The following is a 16,779-nucleotide window of genomic DNA, read 5'->3' on the forward strand; positions in this document are numbered from 1 at the left end:
CCCCCCTAGAAGCCCCCCTCGTAACCTCGAGAAGCCTCGAGTAGCCACTGGTAGCCTCGGGTAGCCTGCACAAGGCTCCAGAAACTACTGCAATCGAGGCGATAACCGAATCCATCCGCTATGCTGGCACGGTGAAAACACATAATCGAGTAGCGAAAGACTAAAACCCAAACATGGCGCGCTACGCCTCTCTGAGTATTCGAAAGACGCTGGAGCGGCTCACAGCAAGCTCAGCTACGATGGCCTCCACGGTCTTGCCTTCAGCCCTCAGACGGAGCACCTGCTCAGCCTTGGCGCGGGCCGTGGGCGCTCGACCCTTGTATTTGCCGTCAGCCTTAGCCTTGGCGATGCCCTCGCGCTGGCGCTCAAGCATCAGCTCCCGCTCGAACTCCGCAATAGAACCCATGAGGTTCAACATGAGCTTGCCCGTGGGGGTGGATGTATCAAGGTTCAGGTTGAGCACCTTGAGGCCCACGCCCTTGGACTTGAGCTTGCTGGTGATGTCCACGAAGTTCGCCATCGAGCGCGCAAGGCGGTCAAGCTTGGTGACCACCAGCGTGTCACCCTCACGGACATAGTCCAGCGCCCGCTCAAGTTCCTTGCGGTTAGCGTCGAGCGACGACACCTGTTCCTGAAAGATGCGCTCGCAGCCCGCTGCATTCAGGTCTCTCACCTGAGCCTCAAGCCCTGCGACTTGCTCAGCGGTAGAGGTGCGGGCGTAGCCGATGATGGTGGATGGCATGGTGTCTCCTTGGGAGTGTCAATAGCATCTGGGATATTGAGACACTGTCAGTGCCAAAAGTCAATACCCATTCATATGACACCACGAAACTGCCATCCGGCAGGGAGTCACAGAGGCAGGCCCTAGTGAGACGATTGCTTGTGCTGTCTTGTCCGCCAAGAGTATGGGATAGTTTCATCACCCCACGACAATGCCATGGCGGAAGGTTCGAAGATGACGAAATGGAGGATGGTATTTCTGATGCCGATCTGTCTTCTGACCGGATGTGACGACTTCAAATATCTTAGCCGCGAGACTTCGAATGCAGCTTGCCTTGCGCGCTACAAGGTAGGCCCGGCTTCACCTGCTTGTATCGACAGGTACTGGAGAATGAGGAATATAGAACATCGCAAGGTGAGACTGGACGAAGCCGCCTGCCAAGCGCTCTACCCCGAATGGATGGACAAGCAGTACGAGCAATGGTCGACCTGCTTGCGAAATCACGTCATCGAACGTTGGAGACGAGAGGGACCGCCGGAGGTCAACACTACTAGCTTCGAGGTGCCGGATAACAAGAAGCCACCGTTGCCGCAATAGGGCGTGGCGGCCAAGGCCAGCGACGAAGCGAACACAGAGGGGGTGCCGGGGGGGGAGCCGCCGAAGCCTCTTATTTGATTTGGGCAAACAGATTTCTGCCAAAAACATTTGGGGTGCCCGTCTAGCGCCCTTCCGTGCCCATATGCACCCCAACATACCACCCCGACCGAGAACGCTTAAAATAGCCGGGGTGGTGATAACGAAGAATGCCGTTTGACGGGCAGATTATACGGGACGCTGGCGGTGATGGGCTGAGACCGTGGCCAGATCGTTGCCGATGGGGGACCAGACAGCGCCAAGTCATTTTTTGGCTTGTTGTACTCTTGTGTATAGTCCTTTCCCCATCATGGTTACAACCATCAGGAAAATCGCCTAGTGGGAGAGAGCAAGCCCCAACTCCGTCAGCGGAGTGGTCTTGAGTGCGACCATCCGGGCCAACTGCTCGGCCCTGATCGTGATGTCCCGCTGACCAGTTGTTGCGAGATCGACAGCACCTCTCCCATTTGCTGCTGGGTCAAGTGAGGGTGGTGATCGATGAGCCAGCAGACTTGCATCTGCGCCGTCATAGGCCTCCGATCTGCGGAGAATGCCTCCAATGCCGTGCGGGCCGCACAGACGGGACCAGTCATCTTTTCCTGCCTGATCTCAGCGACGGCCAATGGCCATAGGCTGTTGATCCATTCCTGCCCTGCCGGGCTGAGGACGTCGAAGGGGAACCTGTCGGTCAGCCGCTTCAGGCGCTTCCCAAAGCCCCGCTCAGTGAACCAGCGAGCGAGGCGGTGCCTGACTGTCCGGCCTGTGACCTCGACCTGCAACACGTCCAGCTTACGGAGCACTTCCGTTGTCTGTCGTCTGCCGAGGCCGTGCATCTCGCCGAGTTCCCTAACACTGATCCAGTGACCTAGATCGATGACAACGAGTTCCCCCGTCGTACGGTCGAAGACCTCACGGGTGTATTGCATCCCGGTCTCCCTCACGCCGCTTCCCTGTCGACCTCAAGCCTCGCCATGAAGGCGGACCTATCAAAGCGGACATAGGGCGAGAACTTCGGGCCGTGTGCGTCCCCCTCCTTGACTGTCCATTTGGCAGCTTTGACGAGGTCGGCAATCTTTAGTCGGGCGAATGGCTCGATGCCGGACCAGACCTCCAGTGGGCCGGTGAAGCCCTGCTCGGCCAGAAAGCGGCATGCGTCATGCGACGGCACGTGAGACTTGGAGATAATGGTCTCGCCTTCGAATGAGACCGAATAGGGCTGCCCGCGATGGTCCGGCTTGAGGGCCGTGATGATGATCTTGAGAGGGGATGCCGTACAAGCGGGATTGATCATGGGAGGGATGCTCAGCGCTTCCTGAATGCCGGTCTGTTCGGTCTGAGCGCCCTGCGAGTCTTCGAACTTTTCGACCATCGTGGTGTCGTACTCGGGGGCGCTCTCGGCTAGTAGCTGGCCTTCGGGCGGCGTGGTATTGTCGTCCATAAAGATTTCCTTGGTGATTGATGGCTTGCGGTCGATGAGTGATGGACGCGGTAGGGTTGTGACAAAGATCGCGCTTCAGATTTGGAGAGCCGCAATAGTCATCGGTCTTGCGTGGCTTCTCCTTTTCCAAGATTTGAGGTGGATAGGGCCGTATGTGATCTGGGGCATCACACTCGTGGGCGGCTGGGCGGCGCGTGTATCCAGCTCCCGCTACAGTCGCCTTGAGGCAAACTACGATATCCACGCATTTCTCTGGAATTGGCGATGGCCATCTAGGCCATCACCAGACCCAAAGCACCGGTAAATAGCACTTCCCGGGTGCGCTTCAGCGAGGCGTCAAAGGTTTGTCAGGTCGTTACTCAAACAAGACAGCCAGATAGCCCTTCTTCTTGATCCTGAGATCGAGAGCCGGGTTTTTGCCAACCGTGTTCGTGGCGGCGTTCACGTTTGCTCTGCTGACAGTCTTCGTCGTGGTGGACGAGGGAATGATGACTTGCCGTGCCATAGCCTGCGGCTTCTTGACCACGTTCGTCGCGGAGTCGATGTTCGCTCTGCTGATTGCCTTCGTGGTGCTGACTGACGTGACGGGCTGACGGGCCGTCTTGTAACGGCCTGCTGCCAGCTCGGAGTTCACATTCGCACTGCTGACCGGCGTGGTCGAGCTTGTCGGGGTTGTCGAGGCTGTCGAACTGGCGGACGATTGTGACGCAGCCACCGATCGCTCAGCCTGTCGCCCTGCCGCCATAGAGTCGTKTGCGGTCAGGTTCGAGGGACGGGACGCCGGTGTGGGGACGTTCCTGGGCTGCTTTGTCTCAGACGCGAGCTTGGGCGTGTACAGCTTGCCGCGCCACGAGAAGGTCTTCTTGCCGGAGGTTCGGGCGTCTCTAAAGGCTCTGCCGAAATCGGATAGTGTTGTCATGGATGTTCCTTTCTTCTCCGGGGACATGCCCGGATGATGCTCTGTCGATGATGGATGGGTGGATGGTGGATAGGCTCTGGTAGAAACGAGAAAGCCCCAGCTACCGGCCTCAGAGGGCAAGTAACCGGGGCGATCACGACTGACAGAGCGAGAGCCGGCCAAGCCAGCATCGAAGCTGACAGGACCGGCAAGGAACGTCATCCACGAACGTTCTCGATAGTCGAGTGCCAAGGATGGCTACGTTCAGGTGTTACGATGGATGCGGCGATCAGGTCGCCTTATAGGGTATCGTTAAGGGACACCTTGAGGGGCTCTTTAGGTTTTGATGATCACTGGACTTCATCATCAATCCCCATAGAGATAACTACCTTCAGTGGTCTGCCTTCAAGAGGTCAGCTTGAAGTCTCTCCTGAAGTCCTCCTCTATTCCCCATAAAGGAGGGTTAATTCATTGAGGTCTTTACTAAGGTGGGGGGAATCATCTCCTCTTTTCATAAGGGGGTGGTAATTCCTGTGGTCCACATCGGTCACGAGGAGCGCAGGAAAACGTCGCCAGGCTCACGACGAAGCTTCTCCGCTACCTCTTGCGCGTTGAGATCAAAGAAGCGAGCAGCCACGCGCGTTGCATGGACGGCTCTGCGGCTATCGCTTTGTCTCATCGTGAGGCGGCGGAGGAACGCTGTCTGTCCCCTATCCAAGGTCGGAAAGCCGTTTCGCTGGTAACCCCAGTGCCGCAGCATCGCCTGTGCCACCCGGTCGATTTCCATCTGAAGCCCAACACGGTTAGGCTGGTCCTCAGGGGTGGCGGCGACTCGCTCAAAGATGTCCATGATGATGGCCGGGCCGTGGAACGCTCGGCACGCCTCGTCGAATAGCCAAGCAACAGTGTACTCGTCGAAGAACGCGGAGGCTCCATTTGAAAGCCGGTCCTCGACCAGCCAAGTTGCCATAGCTCGGGACACAAGCGCATCGCGCGGCGGCTGTGTTTTCAAGAGTATGTTCTGGGGGGCCCGATCACCGAGAGTGGCGGAGTAGGTCTCCAGCGCACTGGTCGGATCGCCCTCCGTGCCGGCGAGCCGCCAAAGGTCCGACAGCAGCACGAATTGCTGACCGTCTCGCTCGTGGAAGCTGACAAGCTCGTCATGGCGCTTGGCACCCAAAGCCAATAGGGAAGGCGAGTGTTTTGAGGCTGCGAAATATCGACATCCCGTCATCGTCCTTCAATGATCAGTTGCCAGCGATAGCGGGCGCCGGCCGGGCCAAGCACCAATGGCGATTGCGGCCATTCCGACCCTCGAACCACCATTCTCGGCTGTAATAAAACTCGTGCCACGTGGTCGCGATAAAGATGTGGTCGAGGCCGGACACCTCGATAAACAGCTTCCGTCCGAGCACCACAAAACGCATGCGCATTCTCAATTCCCTTCACGTTGCCCAGCTTCGGTCCGCCCCAGTGCAGCCTTGCGGTGGTCCTGTTAGACTCCCGCCTGCGCCACAACGTCAAGAGATAATAATAAATATTTTTCAATGGCTTAATCGAATTCGAATTTAATGCAAAAATGCAAGGATTGTCCGTGACTGAGGTGCCGGGAGTATCACCGGGTTGACGGGGTCGGTTTGGCCTCGCGCGTTAACAAGCCTGATCAGGGGCCCGAGTCAGAATGTCGCACCATTGCGCGCTAAACGGAGTTATCCCGCGAACGCGGTGAACTGCTCGCTCGGTATGTATCTCATTCCAAATGAGGGTCTGGCGCAAAGGCAGCATAGCTGTCCCCAATTCTGGGGGCATCGACATTCCCCTGACTGTTCAGGGAAAGCCCTTCCCGCTGCTCGAACTGATCGGCCCACGCACGGGCAGCCTCAGCGGGGTTCGAGAAGTTGGGGACGGCCACGATAGGATGAGCCGCGCTGTCCTCCAGCTCCTGCCAGCGGTCGATGATCTTGGCGCGCAAGGCGACCGAGTAGCCAGAGACGAGGATTAGGGTCTCCCGCTTGGGGAGCAGATAAGCTGGGAGCCTTCTGCCGGTGGAGTCGATGTAATCGCCGGCAAAATCACTCGGCTGAGATTTCAGCTCAGTGAGAACCTTACGAATGTCCACCAGGACGTTCTTGTGTTCTTTGCCGGTCAGCTCAGCGATCTCGCGGCTGGACATGGTGGGAGCGGTGGAGAGGTTGGTCAGAGCGTTCATGAAAGTGTCCTGCTGAGTGGCCCGCTTGGGGCGACGTTTCGTCTATACTTAAGGGGGTGGTAATTCCCCCGACGGGCGTTCTTTCTGATCGCGGGTAGGCCAACTAGCGCGCATGGGGCGGAAGATGAGCCAAGCACTGCGGAAGGGGGAAATGCGCTGTAGGGTCGATACCGGCGCACGAACTGGCGCGGCGCTTGCCGGTCAGATTTCCGTTCGAACAGCGTATTGACTCTCACGCCCTCTAAGAACAAAATAAGAACATCGCTCCAGCGTGAAGGAGACAGCGAATGTTCGACAAATACGAGCCAATCGGCCCCTATTCCGATTACAGCGAGCACATGACCGAAGCTGAATACAACAGGATGAAAGAGCGAGCGCCGGAACTCGCCGCCATACTCGACAAGGCTGAGGAGGAGTGGAACGTATTCGTCGCCACCGCCAGCGACGAGGAGATTGTCCGGGCCTATTTAGCCTCCCGTGTCATCCTCTGGCAGAAACTGCCATACGACTGGATGGACATGGACATCGAAGACCTGGACAACATGAACCTGATTGACTACCCGGACGAGGTCCAGAAGGCCTACCAGCGAAGCCGCGCAAATCCCCATCAGCGGGCCATGTTCGAGCGAGACTATGAGCGCGGCGATGATTTGACTGAGTGGTATCTAGCGGGCCTGCACGAACGGCACGGAAAGCCACCTGCCCAGTTGAGGCTTGTTAAGTAGCGTGATCGCGGCGGCCTCTTGTACCGCGACGGCCCATTCAATGGCTTCACACTTAGCGAGCTGTTTGCTGCGTCTGAGGCCGCCAAGAAGCTTACGCTGGGTGATCTCCCCGCCGCGTGGTTTCTCTCAGCTCAATGCCATTCCTGTGGTCGAGATACTGTCATAGATCGCTGGCGTCTTGAGGCCGAGCGTGGCTCCACGGTGCCGGTGATGAAGCTAGCGCGGCGGCTTCGATGCACGAGATGCAACGTTCGTGGTGCGAGCGTCATCCATTTCCATAGGGTGCCGAGGTAGCAGGAGTACGTTTTGCCTGAGAGAAACGGCTACACCCGCAGGCAGATGGCCTACACCTTGGCTCAAGCCGATATCGACGGCATGTTGGTCAAGGTGATCTGCCAGCATTGCCGTATCATGCGGCGATATCTGCCAAAAGACCTGTTGACGCTCTGCGGCCCTATCGGCATTCATGAAATCCCCAACTGGTTCCGCTGCGACGAATGTGGTGAGAAGCGGAATATGGTTGCGGATTGGGAGGCCATTTACGGGCCTGATGTCAGGCATCTGCAAGTTCGTCGCTTGGTGAAGGTGACTTACAAGCGGCTGCCGGTTTGGAAGGACGGAGTCTTGTAATGTGCAACCTCTTCCGCATGGAACCGAAGGACTGGCAGAACAAGTGGGCGCAAGAGGCCCACAGCCGCATCAACATCAAGGACTACTACGAGATTTATCCGGACTACGAGGCTCCCATCATCCGCAACAATGGTGGTGAGCTTGAGCTTGCCAGTGTCCGCTGGGGGCTGCCGAGTTCCAAGAAGGCTCTACTTGATGCGGCGACCGTGCGGGCCAACAAGCTTCGCGCCAAGGGCAAGGAAGTCAATTTCGACGAGCTGCTGAAAATGGAGCCAGACGGCGGCACGACGAACGTGCGCAATACCAGCAGTTCCCACTGGAAACCTTGGCTTGGGGTGGAAAACCGCTGCATCGTGCCGGTGACGGAGTTCGCGGAACCTGACCCCGCCTCCAAGGTCGAGGGCGGAAGAACGCCGAATGCTTGGTTTGCCATGAACGAGGATAAACCGCTGTTCTGGTTTGCTGGGATATGGGTGCCGCAGTGGACATCTGTGCGGAAGGTAAGGACCGGCCTTGAGACCATCGACCTGTTCGGCTTTCTGACCACAAGCCCAAACCGGGTTGTCGGTGAGGTCCACGACAAGGCTATGCCGGTGATCTTGAGGAATGACCTTGAGATCGACCTCTGGCTCACGAAGCCCTGGAGCGATGTGAAGCACCTTCAAAGGCCTCTGCCGGATGACGAGATCATGCGCCTAGAGCCGGTCCCTAAGGCCGCTTGAACTTCGCAGCCAGGATTTGCATGCACGTCTCGTCCTGTGCCGCCAGCTTCAAGATGAGATTGTCCGCGAGGTTGGTGATGGCGACCGCGATTTCTGTAGCATTCCAGCCGTGATCGCAGGCCCTATCCACTAGCCTCAGGAAGTCATCTTCGAGGGCCTCCTCGCAATCAAGCAAGCGGTCATCGTAGGGCGTTAGGCGTCGTGGCGGATTCATGGCGTGCTCCTGACATGACAATGATGCCAGCAATCGCAGGTTCCGCAAGAGCTTACCGCCGCAGTGTACACGATAGCGACTTCGATATCCGGGATGGCGTGATATCGAATATAGGCGGAGCGCTCTTATTGGGCTGTGGAGAAATCAAGCCGCGCCGACAGAGCGTTCAATTCATTGCTTGCCGTCATTTTCAAAAGGGCTAGGCTTGAGTCGGCAGTCGAGGAGTTCCAGGGATGAGCGGCGGCATGGAGATGTCTTTCGAGTTCCAACTCGGTGAGGTTATCGATGATCTCGAGGGGGCGGCTCAGGGCATCGCCCTAAAGGTTCTCAATAATGACAGCAGCACCGAAAGCCTAAGCCGCCATCAGCTCTACGTCTGGAACCGATACGTGTTGTCAGCGCTGAAAAGCAGAGCACGCTACGAAGAAAAGATGCAAAGCCGATACATGATGGAATGTAGCGATTAGGCGGGCTGCTGCTCCGCACGGGCGGGCGTCTTTCTGGCACCGGGCAGACAGATCAACGCGACCAAGGCCAACGATTGGCCAAAACACCGGGGAATTCGCAAACGCGCTGTGCGGCCGATCCGGCTAAGGGGCGAACGCATTGCCCTTTGGTGGTGCGGCGTCAGATCGACGACAACGAGCGCCGCCGTAAGCTACTAGGCTGAATGACAGGAGAGATGATTTACTGTGAGCACGTGGGAAACGAATTATTTTGACGTCGCTATTTGTCCCTGCACTTCTGGGAAAGTTCAGCGCGTTGTGGAGTCACCCGACAATCCTTGGTCGCGGGTCAGTATCAGCTACAGGCTCGACTGCGATGACTGCAATAAACACTGGGATGTTAGTGACTACAACGGCACTCTCACTGACAAGGCTACGCACCTTGCAGCCGCTGAAGCCTCGGCAGCCAGCCGAGCGGCCGACGAGGATGTCTTCGGATATCTCAATTCGCTTCTCCAGGAGTGGCCCTTCCCCTCGTTCAAGACCAAGGGGGCAGAGTTTGACTATTTGGCGGTAAAGAGGCTCTACAAGGGAACAGTGGGACAATACAGATATGCGCGCCGCACCAAGACGATGAAAGAGTTGGCCAAGGTATGGCCAAGCTCCCCGTTCATAACCGAGTTGGTGGAGAAGCAGGGATCGACAGCGGAGTACAATTCTCGCACGTCTAAAGCGCAGGCTGCGAATCAGAATGCAGAAGCGAAGTCGAAGGCGGTGAAGCGCATCCACCTACCTGTCTAAGCCGCCTGTTGCCGCACTGGGTGGAGTGAATGGAGGCCTCTAATCCACCTTGATAGCGGGAATTTTTCGCATCTCCCGATCTAGGGCCTTGATGGTCGTTTCCCCGTAGCCCGTCGATGCTCTGCCATCCGCGTGCCCTTGGAGCATGTCGAGGTAATGCAGTTCCATCCCCACATCCCGGCCCACAGTCTTGAACCTGTGCCGCCACGCATGATTTGGCCGGAGCCTTGTATCCCACGGGTCGAACAGTGAGCGCACCCAGGTGCCCACCGCAGAGCCAACGTTCTCGGCCTGAGAACTCTTCTCCCCTCGCCTCTTGCGGCCTGACTGGTAGAAGAGAGGGCCGTCAGCGTGGGACCGGACGAAGTCGAGGAAGCCCATTTCGACAAGGTGTGGGTGGATGGGGACAAGGCGATATTGGCGGTTCTTCACGGTGCCTGCTTCTGGGGTAATGTTAATCAGCCAGATGCCATGCTCTTGATAGACATCCTGCTTGCGAAGCTGCGTGATCTCGTTCACACGAGCACCTGTGTAAGCACAAACCCATGGCACCCACCGGCAAGCGATCTTGGTCTCCGCGCTATGCTTTCCCTCGGACAATATCGCCTTGTTCGCGGCCAGCAGGATGGTGCTCGCTTCTGCATCGGTGTAGCCCGGTCCTCGGGTCAGCTTCCGCTCGCCTGCCGTTCGCTTTAGACCGTGTGCTGGGTTGGTGGTGATTTTCTGCCTATCCGACGCCGCTCTAAATATTGCCTTTATGTGGGGCAGGTACTTGTCAGCAATAGTCTTGAGAGAAAGGCCAGTCTGCTGCATGTGGTCCAGATAGTCCGACAGGTTCTCCCCTGTGACGCGCACGGCATCATCATGGCCTAGCCATTTTATCAGGGCATTAGTCTTGCTCTCGTATTCATCGACCGTCGCTGGCGCTCTCTCCTTGGCAGTATGATCCAGCTTCCACCACTCGAACAGTTGGGTGATCGTCACCTTCCCCTTGGCAACTGAGGGGGTCGCCTTCGTGGCAGCACTCAGGGGTGCTGGTGCGGGAAACCGCGCTGCATTCGTGTCGGGGCTATAGTCCCCGCCCGCTCTTCGGGCCTGATATTCTCCCGCCAGCCGGTAAGCCTTGTGCAGTTCGTCAATGAGTCGCCGCCTGCTGTAATCGTCAGCCGCCTTCCCCGCTTCCATCAGGAGCCTGTCTGCCTCCTCCCCAAACCAGCGCTCCTTGACTTCCGGGCCAGACTTCTCAAGGCGCGCCATGAGTCCGCTGTAGGCAGCCCATATCGTCTCCTCTCCCGGCTCCTCATCACGGGCTGCCACGAACCCTTGGTATGCCTTCCCGGCCAGCGCCAGTAGTTCTTTGTGGGGAATTGCGGACGGGGCAGAGCGAAGGGCAGCATGCTCCCGCTCCTTCTTTGCGGCCTCCTCGATAAAGCGCGCACGGGCTTCTTTGGGGTCTTTCGTCTGGAGGGAATACGAATATACCTTCCGGCCAACCTTGCCGATGAGGTCGGTGGGAACGCGTTGCACGAAGTAATAGACGCCAGTCGGCATCTTGGTCGGGTTGGCCATCATCAACACCATGAATACACCCCCTGTACATGACCGGGGCAATCTTCAAGCCGCTGATACCACTCAACTATTTGGAAATGCAAGAGAAACAAATGGTGCTGCCAGAGAGGATTGAACTCTCGACCTCACCCTTACCAAGGGTGTGCTCTACCACTGAGCTACGGCAGCATCAGGACCGGCGCAGTCGCTTTCCGGTCGGGCAGGCGGGCTATTGCCATAGGTTGGCGGTGAGCGCAAGCGCCAATCATCGGAATTCCAAAGAATTTCAGCCTTGGCGAAATTCCCGCTCAGCGCCACATGCCGCGCATCTTGGCGCCGACATCGACGCGGACCTGGCGAACCGCCTGCGGCGCACGGTCGTTGGCGGCGGGCTTGGGCCAGGTGCCGACCTCGAAGAACTGCAGCAGCGTCGCCGGCAGGAAGCGGCTGCGGGAGGCGTAGACGTGACGGTCGCCCTGGGCGTTCTGGCCGTAGGTGTAGAAGCGTTGGGGGACGATGAGCGAGAGGCTGTCCCTGGCCCGCGTCATTGCCACATAGAGCAGCCGGCGTTCCTCCTCGATGTCATCCGACTGGCCGACGGCGAGATCGGAGGGGATGCAGCCGTCGACGCAGTTGAGGATGAAGACGGAGGTCCATTCCTGGCCCTTGGCCGAGTGGATGGTCGAGAGGATCAGATAATCCTCGTCGAGCGAGGGGACGCCCGGCTGGTCGCTGACGGCATCCGGCGGATCGAGCGTCAGCTCGGTGAGGAAGCGTTCGCGCGAGCCATAGCCACCGGCGATCTGTTCGAGCTGGGCGAGATCGGCCTTGCGGGCGTCGACATCCTCGTGCACGCGGGCGAGATGCGGTTCGTACCAGAGACGGGCCTGTTCGAGCTCCTGCGGCCAGCCGGCCGTGCGGACTGCCAGCGACTGGAGCAGGTCGGTCAGCGTATTCCAATGATCGGCAGCCTTGGGCGGGGCCACCAGCGCTGCCATTTCGGCGAGCGGGTCAGGCGCGACCAGCATGGCGTCGAGCGTCTTGGCTGCCGTTTGTGGGCCGATGCCGGGCAGAAGCTGCAGAAGACGGAAACCCGCCACCTTGTCGCGCGGGTTCTGGGCGAAGCGCAGGATGGCCAGCATGTCCTTGACATGGGCACTGTCCAGAAATTTCAGCCCGCCGAACTTGGCGAAGGGAATGTTGCGGCGGGTGAGCTCGATTTCGAGCGCCGCACTGTGATGCGAGGCGCGGAACAGCACCGCCTGCTGCTTCAACAGTTGCCCACGCTCGCGATTGTCAAGCACATGGTCGCAGACGAAGCGGGCCTGATCGCTCTCGCGGCCGATCCTCGGATTGCCGTTCGGTCCAGAGATTCTTGGTAAAGCGCTCGCGGGCCAGTTCGATCACGCCGTTGGCAGCAGCGAGGATGGGGCCGGTCGAGCGGTAATTGCGGTCGAGTGTGACGATATCGGCCCGCGGTTCGAAATTGCCGGGAAAGTCGAGAATGTTGCGGACGGTGGCGGCGCGGAAGGAATAGATCGACTGGGCATCGTCGCCGACCACGGTCAGCCCGCAGCCATCCGGCTTCAGCGCCATCAGGATCGAGCTCTGCAGCCGGTTGGTGTCCTGGTATTCGTCGACCAGGACATGGTCGAAACGACCGCCCATCTCGCCGGCCAGAACCGGGTCCACCGCCGCCTGTTGCCAGTAGAGCAGCAGGTCGTCGTAATCGAGCACGTTCTGGGCCTGCTTGGCCTCGACATAGCCGGCGAACAGCTCCCGCAGCTGCGTCTGCCAGTTGGAGCACCAGGGAAAGGCGGCGCGCAGCACCTCGTCGAGCGGAGTTTCGGAATTGACGGCCCGGGAATAGATCGCCAGACATGTCGCCTTGGTGGGAAAGCGGCTTTCCAGCTTCGACAGACCGAGGTCGTGGCGCACGAGGTTCATCAGGTCGGCACTGTCCTCGCGATCGTGGATGGTGAAATCCGGGTTCAGGCCGATCTCATAGGCATATTCGCGCAGCAGGCGGGCGCCGATGCCGTGGAACGTGCCTTTCCAGTTCATCGCCTCGGCGGCGGCACCTCCGGCGGAGCCCAGGACGTGCGCGCAGATACGTTCGACGCGGCGCGCCATCTCGCCGGCAGCGCGGCGCGAAAAGGTCATGAGCAGGATACGGCGCGGGTCTGCGCCGGCGACGATCAGATGCGCGACGCGATGGGCAAGCGTATTGGTCTTGCCCGAGCCGGCGCCGGCGATGATCAGCAGCGGTCCGGCAATAGTGCCCTGATCCGAATTGCAGCCATGCTCGACTGCGCGACGCTGCGCATCGTTCAACTTCTCAAGATAGGCCGCCGCCATCCAATTCCCTCGTTCGGAACGAAATACGAACGTAGGGGATTCGCGGCCGTTTGGGAAGTCCGGCGCCTTCCATGGTCCGATGGGAGGCTCTGCCTCAGCAGGTCTTCGGCAACACCATGCCCACCAGCATGAACCGGCCATCCGGAAAACGCAGCAGGAGCAGGATGGGCTTGCAGGCAGGTCTGCTTGGCATGGCTTGGCGCTGCTGCATCAGGCTTACCGGCCGGAGAGTGGGGGTATCGTCCGTCTTGAAGGAGCGGATCGAAGCTTCGGTATTGGTGGCGATCAGCAGCAGCAGGCAGATCGAAAACAATTTGATCATGTGGCACCTATACGGCAGCCCACCAGATTGATCCCGTATTAAAAAAACTGGTGAGTGCTGCATCAAGTTCCAATAGCTCTCACGATTTATTGATCGGCGGCTGCGCTTCCGGCTGAGCAGACTTTCGTTGGCAAGCCAACAATTCATCCGCTTGTCCGTTGTGTTGTCGCAAGTTCTTGTCGGAAAACCGCGGGACACTTTTCCGGAATCTACTTCGCTTTCTTTGACGGTTATGGCACCGCCGTGCCGCGTTTCTTCTAGCCGGCTCACTAAGTCGACGCTCAGCAGCCGGTGTCTGGCTTCGCAACCTCGAAGATTTCGACATGGCCATCCGGCAAGCGCAGATAAAGCATGACGGCTCAGCGCTGCTGGAACCGTCGTTATCCTCGCGATCATGGGCGCTCATCGTCGCGACGGCCTTGATGAGGGCAATCGCATCCTGGCGACCGGAGAGAGCGCGGCCGCCGGGGTGATGTCGGCGAGGCGGTCAGAAGTTTCGTGTTTGCCCTCGCAATCGACGGCCAACCACCGCCATGGATCAAAACGGCGCGGCAAGCGTTGTCTTCCCTGGGACAACACGGAAGGAGACCATCATGTTCAATGCATCCGATATCCGCGAACATGCCGAAGTCGTCGGCAAGGACGGCCGCCATGTCGGCACCGTCGACCGCGTCGAGGGCGACCGGATCAAGCTCACCAAGGCCGACAGCAAGCAGCCGGGCCATGCCGGCCACCATCATTTCATCGATCTCAAACTGGTGGAAGCCGTGCGGGGCAATCGCGTGCAGCTGTCCGTGGCGAGCACCGCGGCAATCAGCGACGAAGAAGAACAAAGCGGCCGCTCGGTGCAGTAAGCCAAATCCACTGAAGAAGCCGGGTTCCGCCCGGCTTCTTCATGGGGGATATCCAATGACCAAGCTTCGAAAGTGCGACGCCGTCGAATGGCGGTGGGGTGCCTACCACGCGAAGGGCAAGATCGTCGAGCGCTTCACCGAGACTGTCAGTCGCAAGATCAAGGGAAAGGAAATCAAGCGCAAGGCGTCGAAAGCCGAGCCCGTTCTGCTGATCCGTCAGGACGATGGCGACCGCGTGCTCAAGCGCGCAAGTGAGGTAAAGCCTCTCGGGAAGGCGTGACCATGTGTTCATCAGTACAAGCCGGAAAGGAGTTCGCCGTGCCTCAGTCCCTCGAAATTTCCGATCTTGAAGATTTCATCGACGTCTATCTGCAGGTGATCATCGCCGAGGCCAATGAAGCCGGGTTTTCCTCGGCGGAAATCCTGACGGCGCTTGGGGATGCCATCGAGCGACAGCGGCACGCTTTTGACGAGGACCCCGATCCGGCGGACGATCCGGCCCCCCGGAAAGCCAGGCCTTTCCGGCCGAGTGCCAGCACGAAGCATTGAGTGTTCATGATCCGCGAGCAGCGGCTGCCATAGTCAGCGACACCGCTCAGCGCGCAGCCAGCCGATCCTTCATTGCCCTGACCGTATTCCGGTCCGTGACACGGACTTCGGCGGCCGAAAAGCCGAAGGTGATGAGGTGTTCGTCTTTCACCGCAACCTTGGCCGAACAGGAGGAATGCACTTCCTTGACATCCAGGCGATCAAGGAGGGCATCGATATTTGCCAGGTTGATGCCGGCGCCGGGCATGATCGAGATGCGGCCATCGGCGATCTTCAGCGCCTTGCCAAGATCGTCCACGCCCTTGTCAACGGACGCTGCCCGGCCGGAACTCAATATGCGTTCGAAGCCGCATTCGATCGCCAGTTCGATCGCCTCGTCGATATCGGGCACGAGATCGAAGGCGCGATGCAGCGTGCGCGGCATGTTGCTGACGGCATTGCAGAGCGCAATCAGCGCCTCCGTGTCGAGCCGTCCATCTGCGGCACTGGCGCCGAACACCACGCCGGCGAGACCGGCGGAGGCTGCGAAATAGATGTCATTGGTCATGATCTCGATTTCGCGCGGCGTATAGATGAAATCGCCGGCGCGCGGGCGGATCATGGCATAGCAAGGGATCGGCGAGCGCTGCGCCGCACTCATCAGGCCGGCTGAAGGCGTCAAGCCGCCAACGGCCAGCGCGCTGCAAAGCTCGATGCGGTCGGCCCCGCCTTCGATTGCAGCTTCCAGCCCGGCGACGTCGTCCACGCAGACTTCGAGCAATATGTCAGCCATGCCGGCTTCGTTCCAGTCCCATCAATGCCGCCCCGATCAGGCCCGGCTCCACATCGCAGCCGGCCCTCACCACGAGCGGCCGGCGAAACTCCCTTAGTATCCGTCTTCTTACGGAAAGGTCAATTTCCGTGAGAAGTTCCTGGGAATTTGAGAGTCCGCCGCCGGCCGGCACGATCGAAGCGCCGGTAATATTGACGGCAAGTGCTAAGGGCGAGGCGACGAGGTCGACATAAATTTCTACGGTGCGCACCGCCTTTGAATCACCGGATTGCCAGGCCTCGATGATCGCCGTGCTGGCGATTTCCTCGGCATGCAGGTGCTGATAGAGCCGCTCCAGCCCGCGCGCGCCGCCGATGGTGTTGACGCAGCCTTTCTGGCCGCAGGTGCAGGGAAAAGCGGGGATGGCAACCGACGGATCGCCGGCGAAGGCCGCGACAATCGGGCCATGCCCCCATTCGCCGGCAAAGCCGCCTTTGGCATTGATCAGCCTGCCGTCCGCCACCAGTCCACCACCGACACCGGAGCCGAGGATGATGCCGAAGACGATGGCATGCCCTCTCCCCGCGCCTGCACCGGCTTCGGCGAGGACAAAGCAATCGGCGTCGTTGGCAATGATGACGGGGAGGTTGAGGGTGGCTTCGAGATCGGCTTGGAGCGGCCTCTGGTCGATACAGGGGATGTTGGCGCAGGTGATGATGCCGGTCTCGGGATCGACGACGCCGGTCATGGAGATCGAAAGGCAGGCGGGTGTTTGCGGCTGGGCGGCGATGATGTCGCGGAGGATAGCGATGAAAGCCGGATAGTCATCGAGAGGGGTCGGATAGCGGTCGAGGATCTGGATATCGTCGGCCGAACGGGCGACGGCGCTCTTGATCCAACTGCCGCCGATGTCGAGGCAGAGAATCATAGGTAGGTTGGAGCGAGTGGCTCACCCCCCTC

Annotated in this window: 21 protein-coding genes, 1 tRNA gene and 1 pseudogene; 9 read left to right on the forward strand and 14 right to left on the reverse strand. The window is 59.2% G+C overall.

Annotated features, from left to right (window positions below):
* Positions 1-181: 181 nt before the first annotated feature.
* Entirely contained in the window at positions 182-742 is a 561-nt protein-coding gene (locus AC1DYF_RS31555; RefSeq protein ID WP_477881683.1) for a recombinase family protein, read from the reverse strand.
* Between the two features lie 195 nt (positions 743-937).
* Between AC1DYF_RS31555 and AC1DYF_RS31560 the strand changes: the two genes are divergently transcribed.
* Entirely contained in the window at positions 938-1,318 is a 381-nt protein-coding gene (locus tag AC1DYF_RS31560; RefSeq protein WP_477881685.1) for a hypothetical protein, read from the forward strand.
* Between the two features lie 401 nt (positions 1,319-1,719).
* On the opposite strand, the gene AC1DYF_RS31565 is transcribed toward AC1DYF_RS31560, so the two are convergent.
* From AC1DYF_RS31565 to AC1DYF_RS31590, 6 genes are all read right to left on the reverse strand, one after another.
* Complete coding sequence (locus AC1DYF_RS31565) at positions 1,720-2,280, reverse strand: hypothetical protein (protein WP_477881687.1); 561 nt, start codon at positions 2,278-2,280, stop codon at positions 1,720-1,722.
* A gap of 11 nt (positions 2,281-2,291) precedes the next feature.
* Entirely contained in the window at positions 2,292-2,792 is a 501-nt protein-coding gene (locus AC1DYF_RS31570) for a hypothetical protein (RefSeq protein WP_477881689.1), read from the reverse strand.
* Positions 2,793-3,147: 355 nt separating this feature from the next.
* Positions 3,148-3,711: a hypothetical protein gene (locus AC1DYF_RS31575; protein WP_477881691.1), complete on the reverse strand. Its 564-nt coding sequence runs from the start codon at positions 3,709-3,711 to the stop codon at positions 3,148-3,150.
* 526 nt (positions 3,712-4,237) lie between these two features.
* Positions 4,238-4,876: a hypothetical protein gene (locus tag AC1DYF_RS31580; protein ID WP_477881693.1), complete on the reverse strand. Its 639-nt coding sequence runs from the start codon at positions 4,874-4,876 to the stop codon at positions 4,238-4,240.
* Between the two features lie 61 nt (positions 4,877-4,937).
* Entirely contained in the window at positions 4,938-5,123 is a 186-nt protein-coding gene (locus AC1DYF_RS31585) for a hypothetical protein (protein WP_477881695.1), read from the reverse strand.
* Between the two features lie 317 nt (positions 5,124-5,440).
* Positions 5,441-5,899, reverse strand: coding sequence for a Rha family transcriptional regulator (locus tag AC1DYF_RS31590; RefSeq protein ID WP_477881697.1), 459 nt, complete (start codon positions 5,897-5,899; stop codon positions 5,441-5,443).
* 287 nt (positions 5,900-6,186) lie between these two features.
* On the opposite strand from AC1DYF_RS31590, the gene AC1DYF_RS31595 reads away from it, so the two are divergent.
* From AC1DYF_RS31595 to AC1DYF_RS31605, 3 genes are all read left to right on the forward strand, one after another.
* Positions 6,187-6,624 (forward strand): hypothetical protein, encoded by a 438-nt coding sequence (locus tag AC1DYF_RS31595; RefSeq protein WP_477881699.1) that lies wholly within the window; start codon positions 6,187-6,189, stop codon positions 6,622-6,624.
* A 339-nt stretch (positions 6,625-6,963) separates the two neighbouring features.
* Positions 6,964-7,254, forward strand: coding sequence for a hypothetical protein (locus tag AC1DYF_RS31600; RefSeq protein WP_477881701.1), 291 nt, complete (start codon positions 6,964-6,966; stop codon positions 7,252-7,254).
* Positions 7,254-7,976, forward strand: coding sequence for an SOS response-associated peptidase family protein (locus AC1DYF_RS31605; protein ID WP_477881703.1), 723 nt, complete (start codon positions 7,254-7,256; stop codon positions 7,974-7,976). The genes AC1DYF_RS31600 and AC1DYF_RS31605 overlap by 1 nt, the downstream gene beginning before the upstream one ends.
* Here AC1DYF_RS31605 and AC1DYF_RS31610 read toward each other — a convergent pair.
* Positions 7,963-8,190 carry a hypothetical protein gene (locus AC1DYF_RS31610; protein ID WP_477881705.1) on the reverse strand — a complete coding sequence of 76 codons (228 nt, stop codon included), beginning with the start codon at positions 8,188-8,190 and terminating at the stop codon, positions 7,963-7,965. The genes AC1DYF_RS31605 and AC1DYF_RS31610 overlap by 14 nt on opposite strands.
* Positions 8,191-8,423: 233 nt before the next feature.
* Between AC1DYF_RS31610 and AC1DYF_RS31615 the strand changes: the two genes are divergently transcribed.
* Together AC1DYF_RS31615 and AC1DYF_RS31620 are read left to right on the forward strand one after the other, a co-directional pair.
* Positions 8,424-8,657: a hypothetical protein gene (locus AC1DYF_RS31615; protein WP_477881707.1), complete on the forward strand. Its 234-nt coding sequence runs from the start codon at positions 8,424-8,426 to the stop codon at positions 8,655-8,657.
* A gap of 225 nt (positions 8,658-8,882) precedes the next feature.
* Entirely contained in the window at positions 8,883-9,437 is a 555-nt protein-coding gene (locus AC1DYF_RS31620) for a hypothetical protein (protein ID WP_477881709.1), read from the forward strand.
* Between the two features lie 39 nt (positions 9,438-9,476).
* On the opposite strand, the gene AC1DYF_RS31625 is transcribed toward AC1DYF_RS31620, so the two are convergent.
* The 4 genes and pseudogenes from AC1DYF_RS31625 to AC1DYF_RS31640 all read right to left on the reverse strand — a co-directional run bounded on the left by AC1DYF_RS31625 (position 9,477) and on the right by AC1DYF_RS31640 (position 13,665).
* Positions 9,477-11,018 (reverse strand): DUF6538 domain-containing protein, encoded by a 1,542-nt coding sequence (locus tag AC1DYF_RS31625; protein WP_477881711.1) that lies wholly within the window; start codon positions 11,016-11,018, stop codon positions 9,477-9,479.
* An 81-nt stretch (positions 11,019-11,099) separates the two neighbouring features.
* Positions 11,100-11,174: transfer RNA gene (locus AC1DYF_RS31630), tRNA-Thr, on the reverse strand.
* Between the two features lie 119 nt (positions 11,175-11,293).
* Positions 11,294-13,343, reverse strand: a pseudogene (locus AC1DYF_RS31635) (ATP-dependent helicase).
* A 94-nt stretch (positions 13,344-13,437) separates the two neighbouring features.
* A complete protein-coding gene (locus AC1DYF_RS31640; protein ID WP_477881712.1) occupies positions 13,438-13,665 on the reverse strand; it encodes a hypothetical protein in 228 nt (75 codons plus the stop codon).
* 593 nt (positions 13,666-14,258) lie between these two features.
* Between AC1DYF_RS31640 and AC1DYF_RS31645 the strand changes: the two genes are divergently transcribed.
* The 3 genes from AC1DYF_RS31645 to AC1DYF_RS31655 are packed head-to-tail and all read left to right on the forward strand — an operon-like array spanning position 14,259 to position 15,068.
* Positions 14,259-14,519, forward strand: coding sequence for a DUF2171 domain-containing protein (locus AC1DYF_RS31645; protein ID WP_477881714.1), 261 nt, complete (start codon positions 14,259-14,261; stop codon positions 14,517-14,519).
* A 55-nt stretch (positions 14,520-14,574) separates the two neighbouring features.
* Positions 14,575-14,799 (forward strand): hypervirulence associated TUDOR domain-containing protein, encoded by a 225-nt coding sequence (locus tag AC1DYF_RS31650; RefSeq protein ID WP_477881716.1) that lies wholly within the window; start codon positions 14,575-14,577, stop codon positions 14,797-14,799.
* A 38-nt stretch (positions 14,800-14,837) separates the two neighbouring features.
* Complete coding sequence (locus AC1DYF_RS31655; protein WP_477881718.1) at positions 14,838-15,068, forward strand: hypothetical protein; 231 nt, start codon at positions 14,838-14,840, stop codon at positions 15,066-15,068.
* A 46-nt stretch (positions 15,069-15,114) separates the two neighbouring features.
* On the opposite strand, the gene AC1DYF_RS31660 is transcribed toward AC1DYF_RS31655, so the two are convergent.
* Positions 15,115-15,840 (reverse strand): copper homeostasis protein CutC, encoded by a 726-nt coding sequence (locus AC1DYF_RS31660; RefSeq protein WP_477881720.1) that lies wholly within the window; start codon positions 15,838-15,840, stop codon positions 15,115-15,117.
* Positions 15,833-16,747: an ROK family protein gene (locus AC1DYF_RS31665; protein ID WP_477881722.1), complete on the reverse strand. Its 915-nt coding sequence runs from the start codon at positions 16,745-16,747 to the stop codon at positions 15,833-15,835. Before AC1DYF_RS31665 ends, AC1DYF_RS31660 begins: the two co-directional genes overlap by 8 nt.
* Between the last annotated feature and the right edge of the window lie 32 nt (positions 16,748-16,779).

It is taken from the genome of Rhizobium sp. P2_G9 (assembly GCF_056403475.1).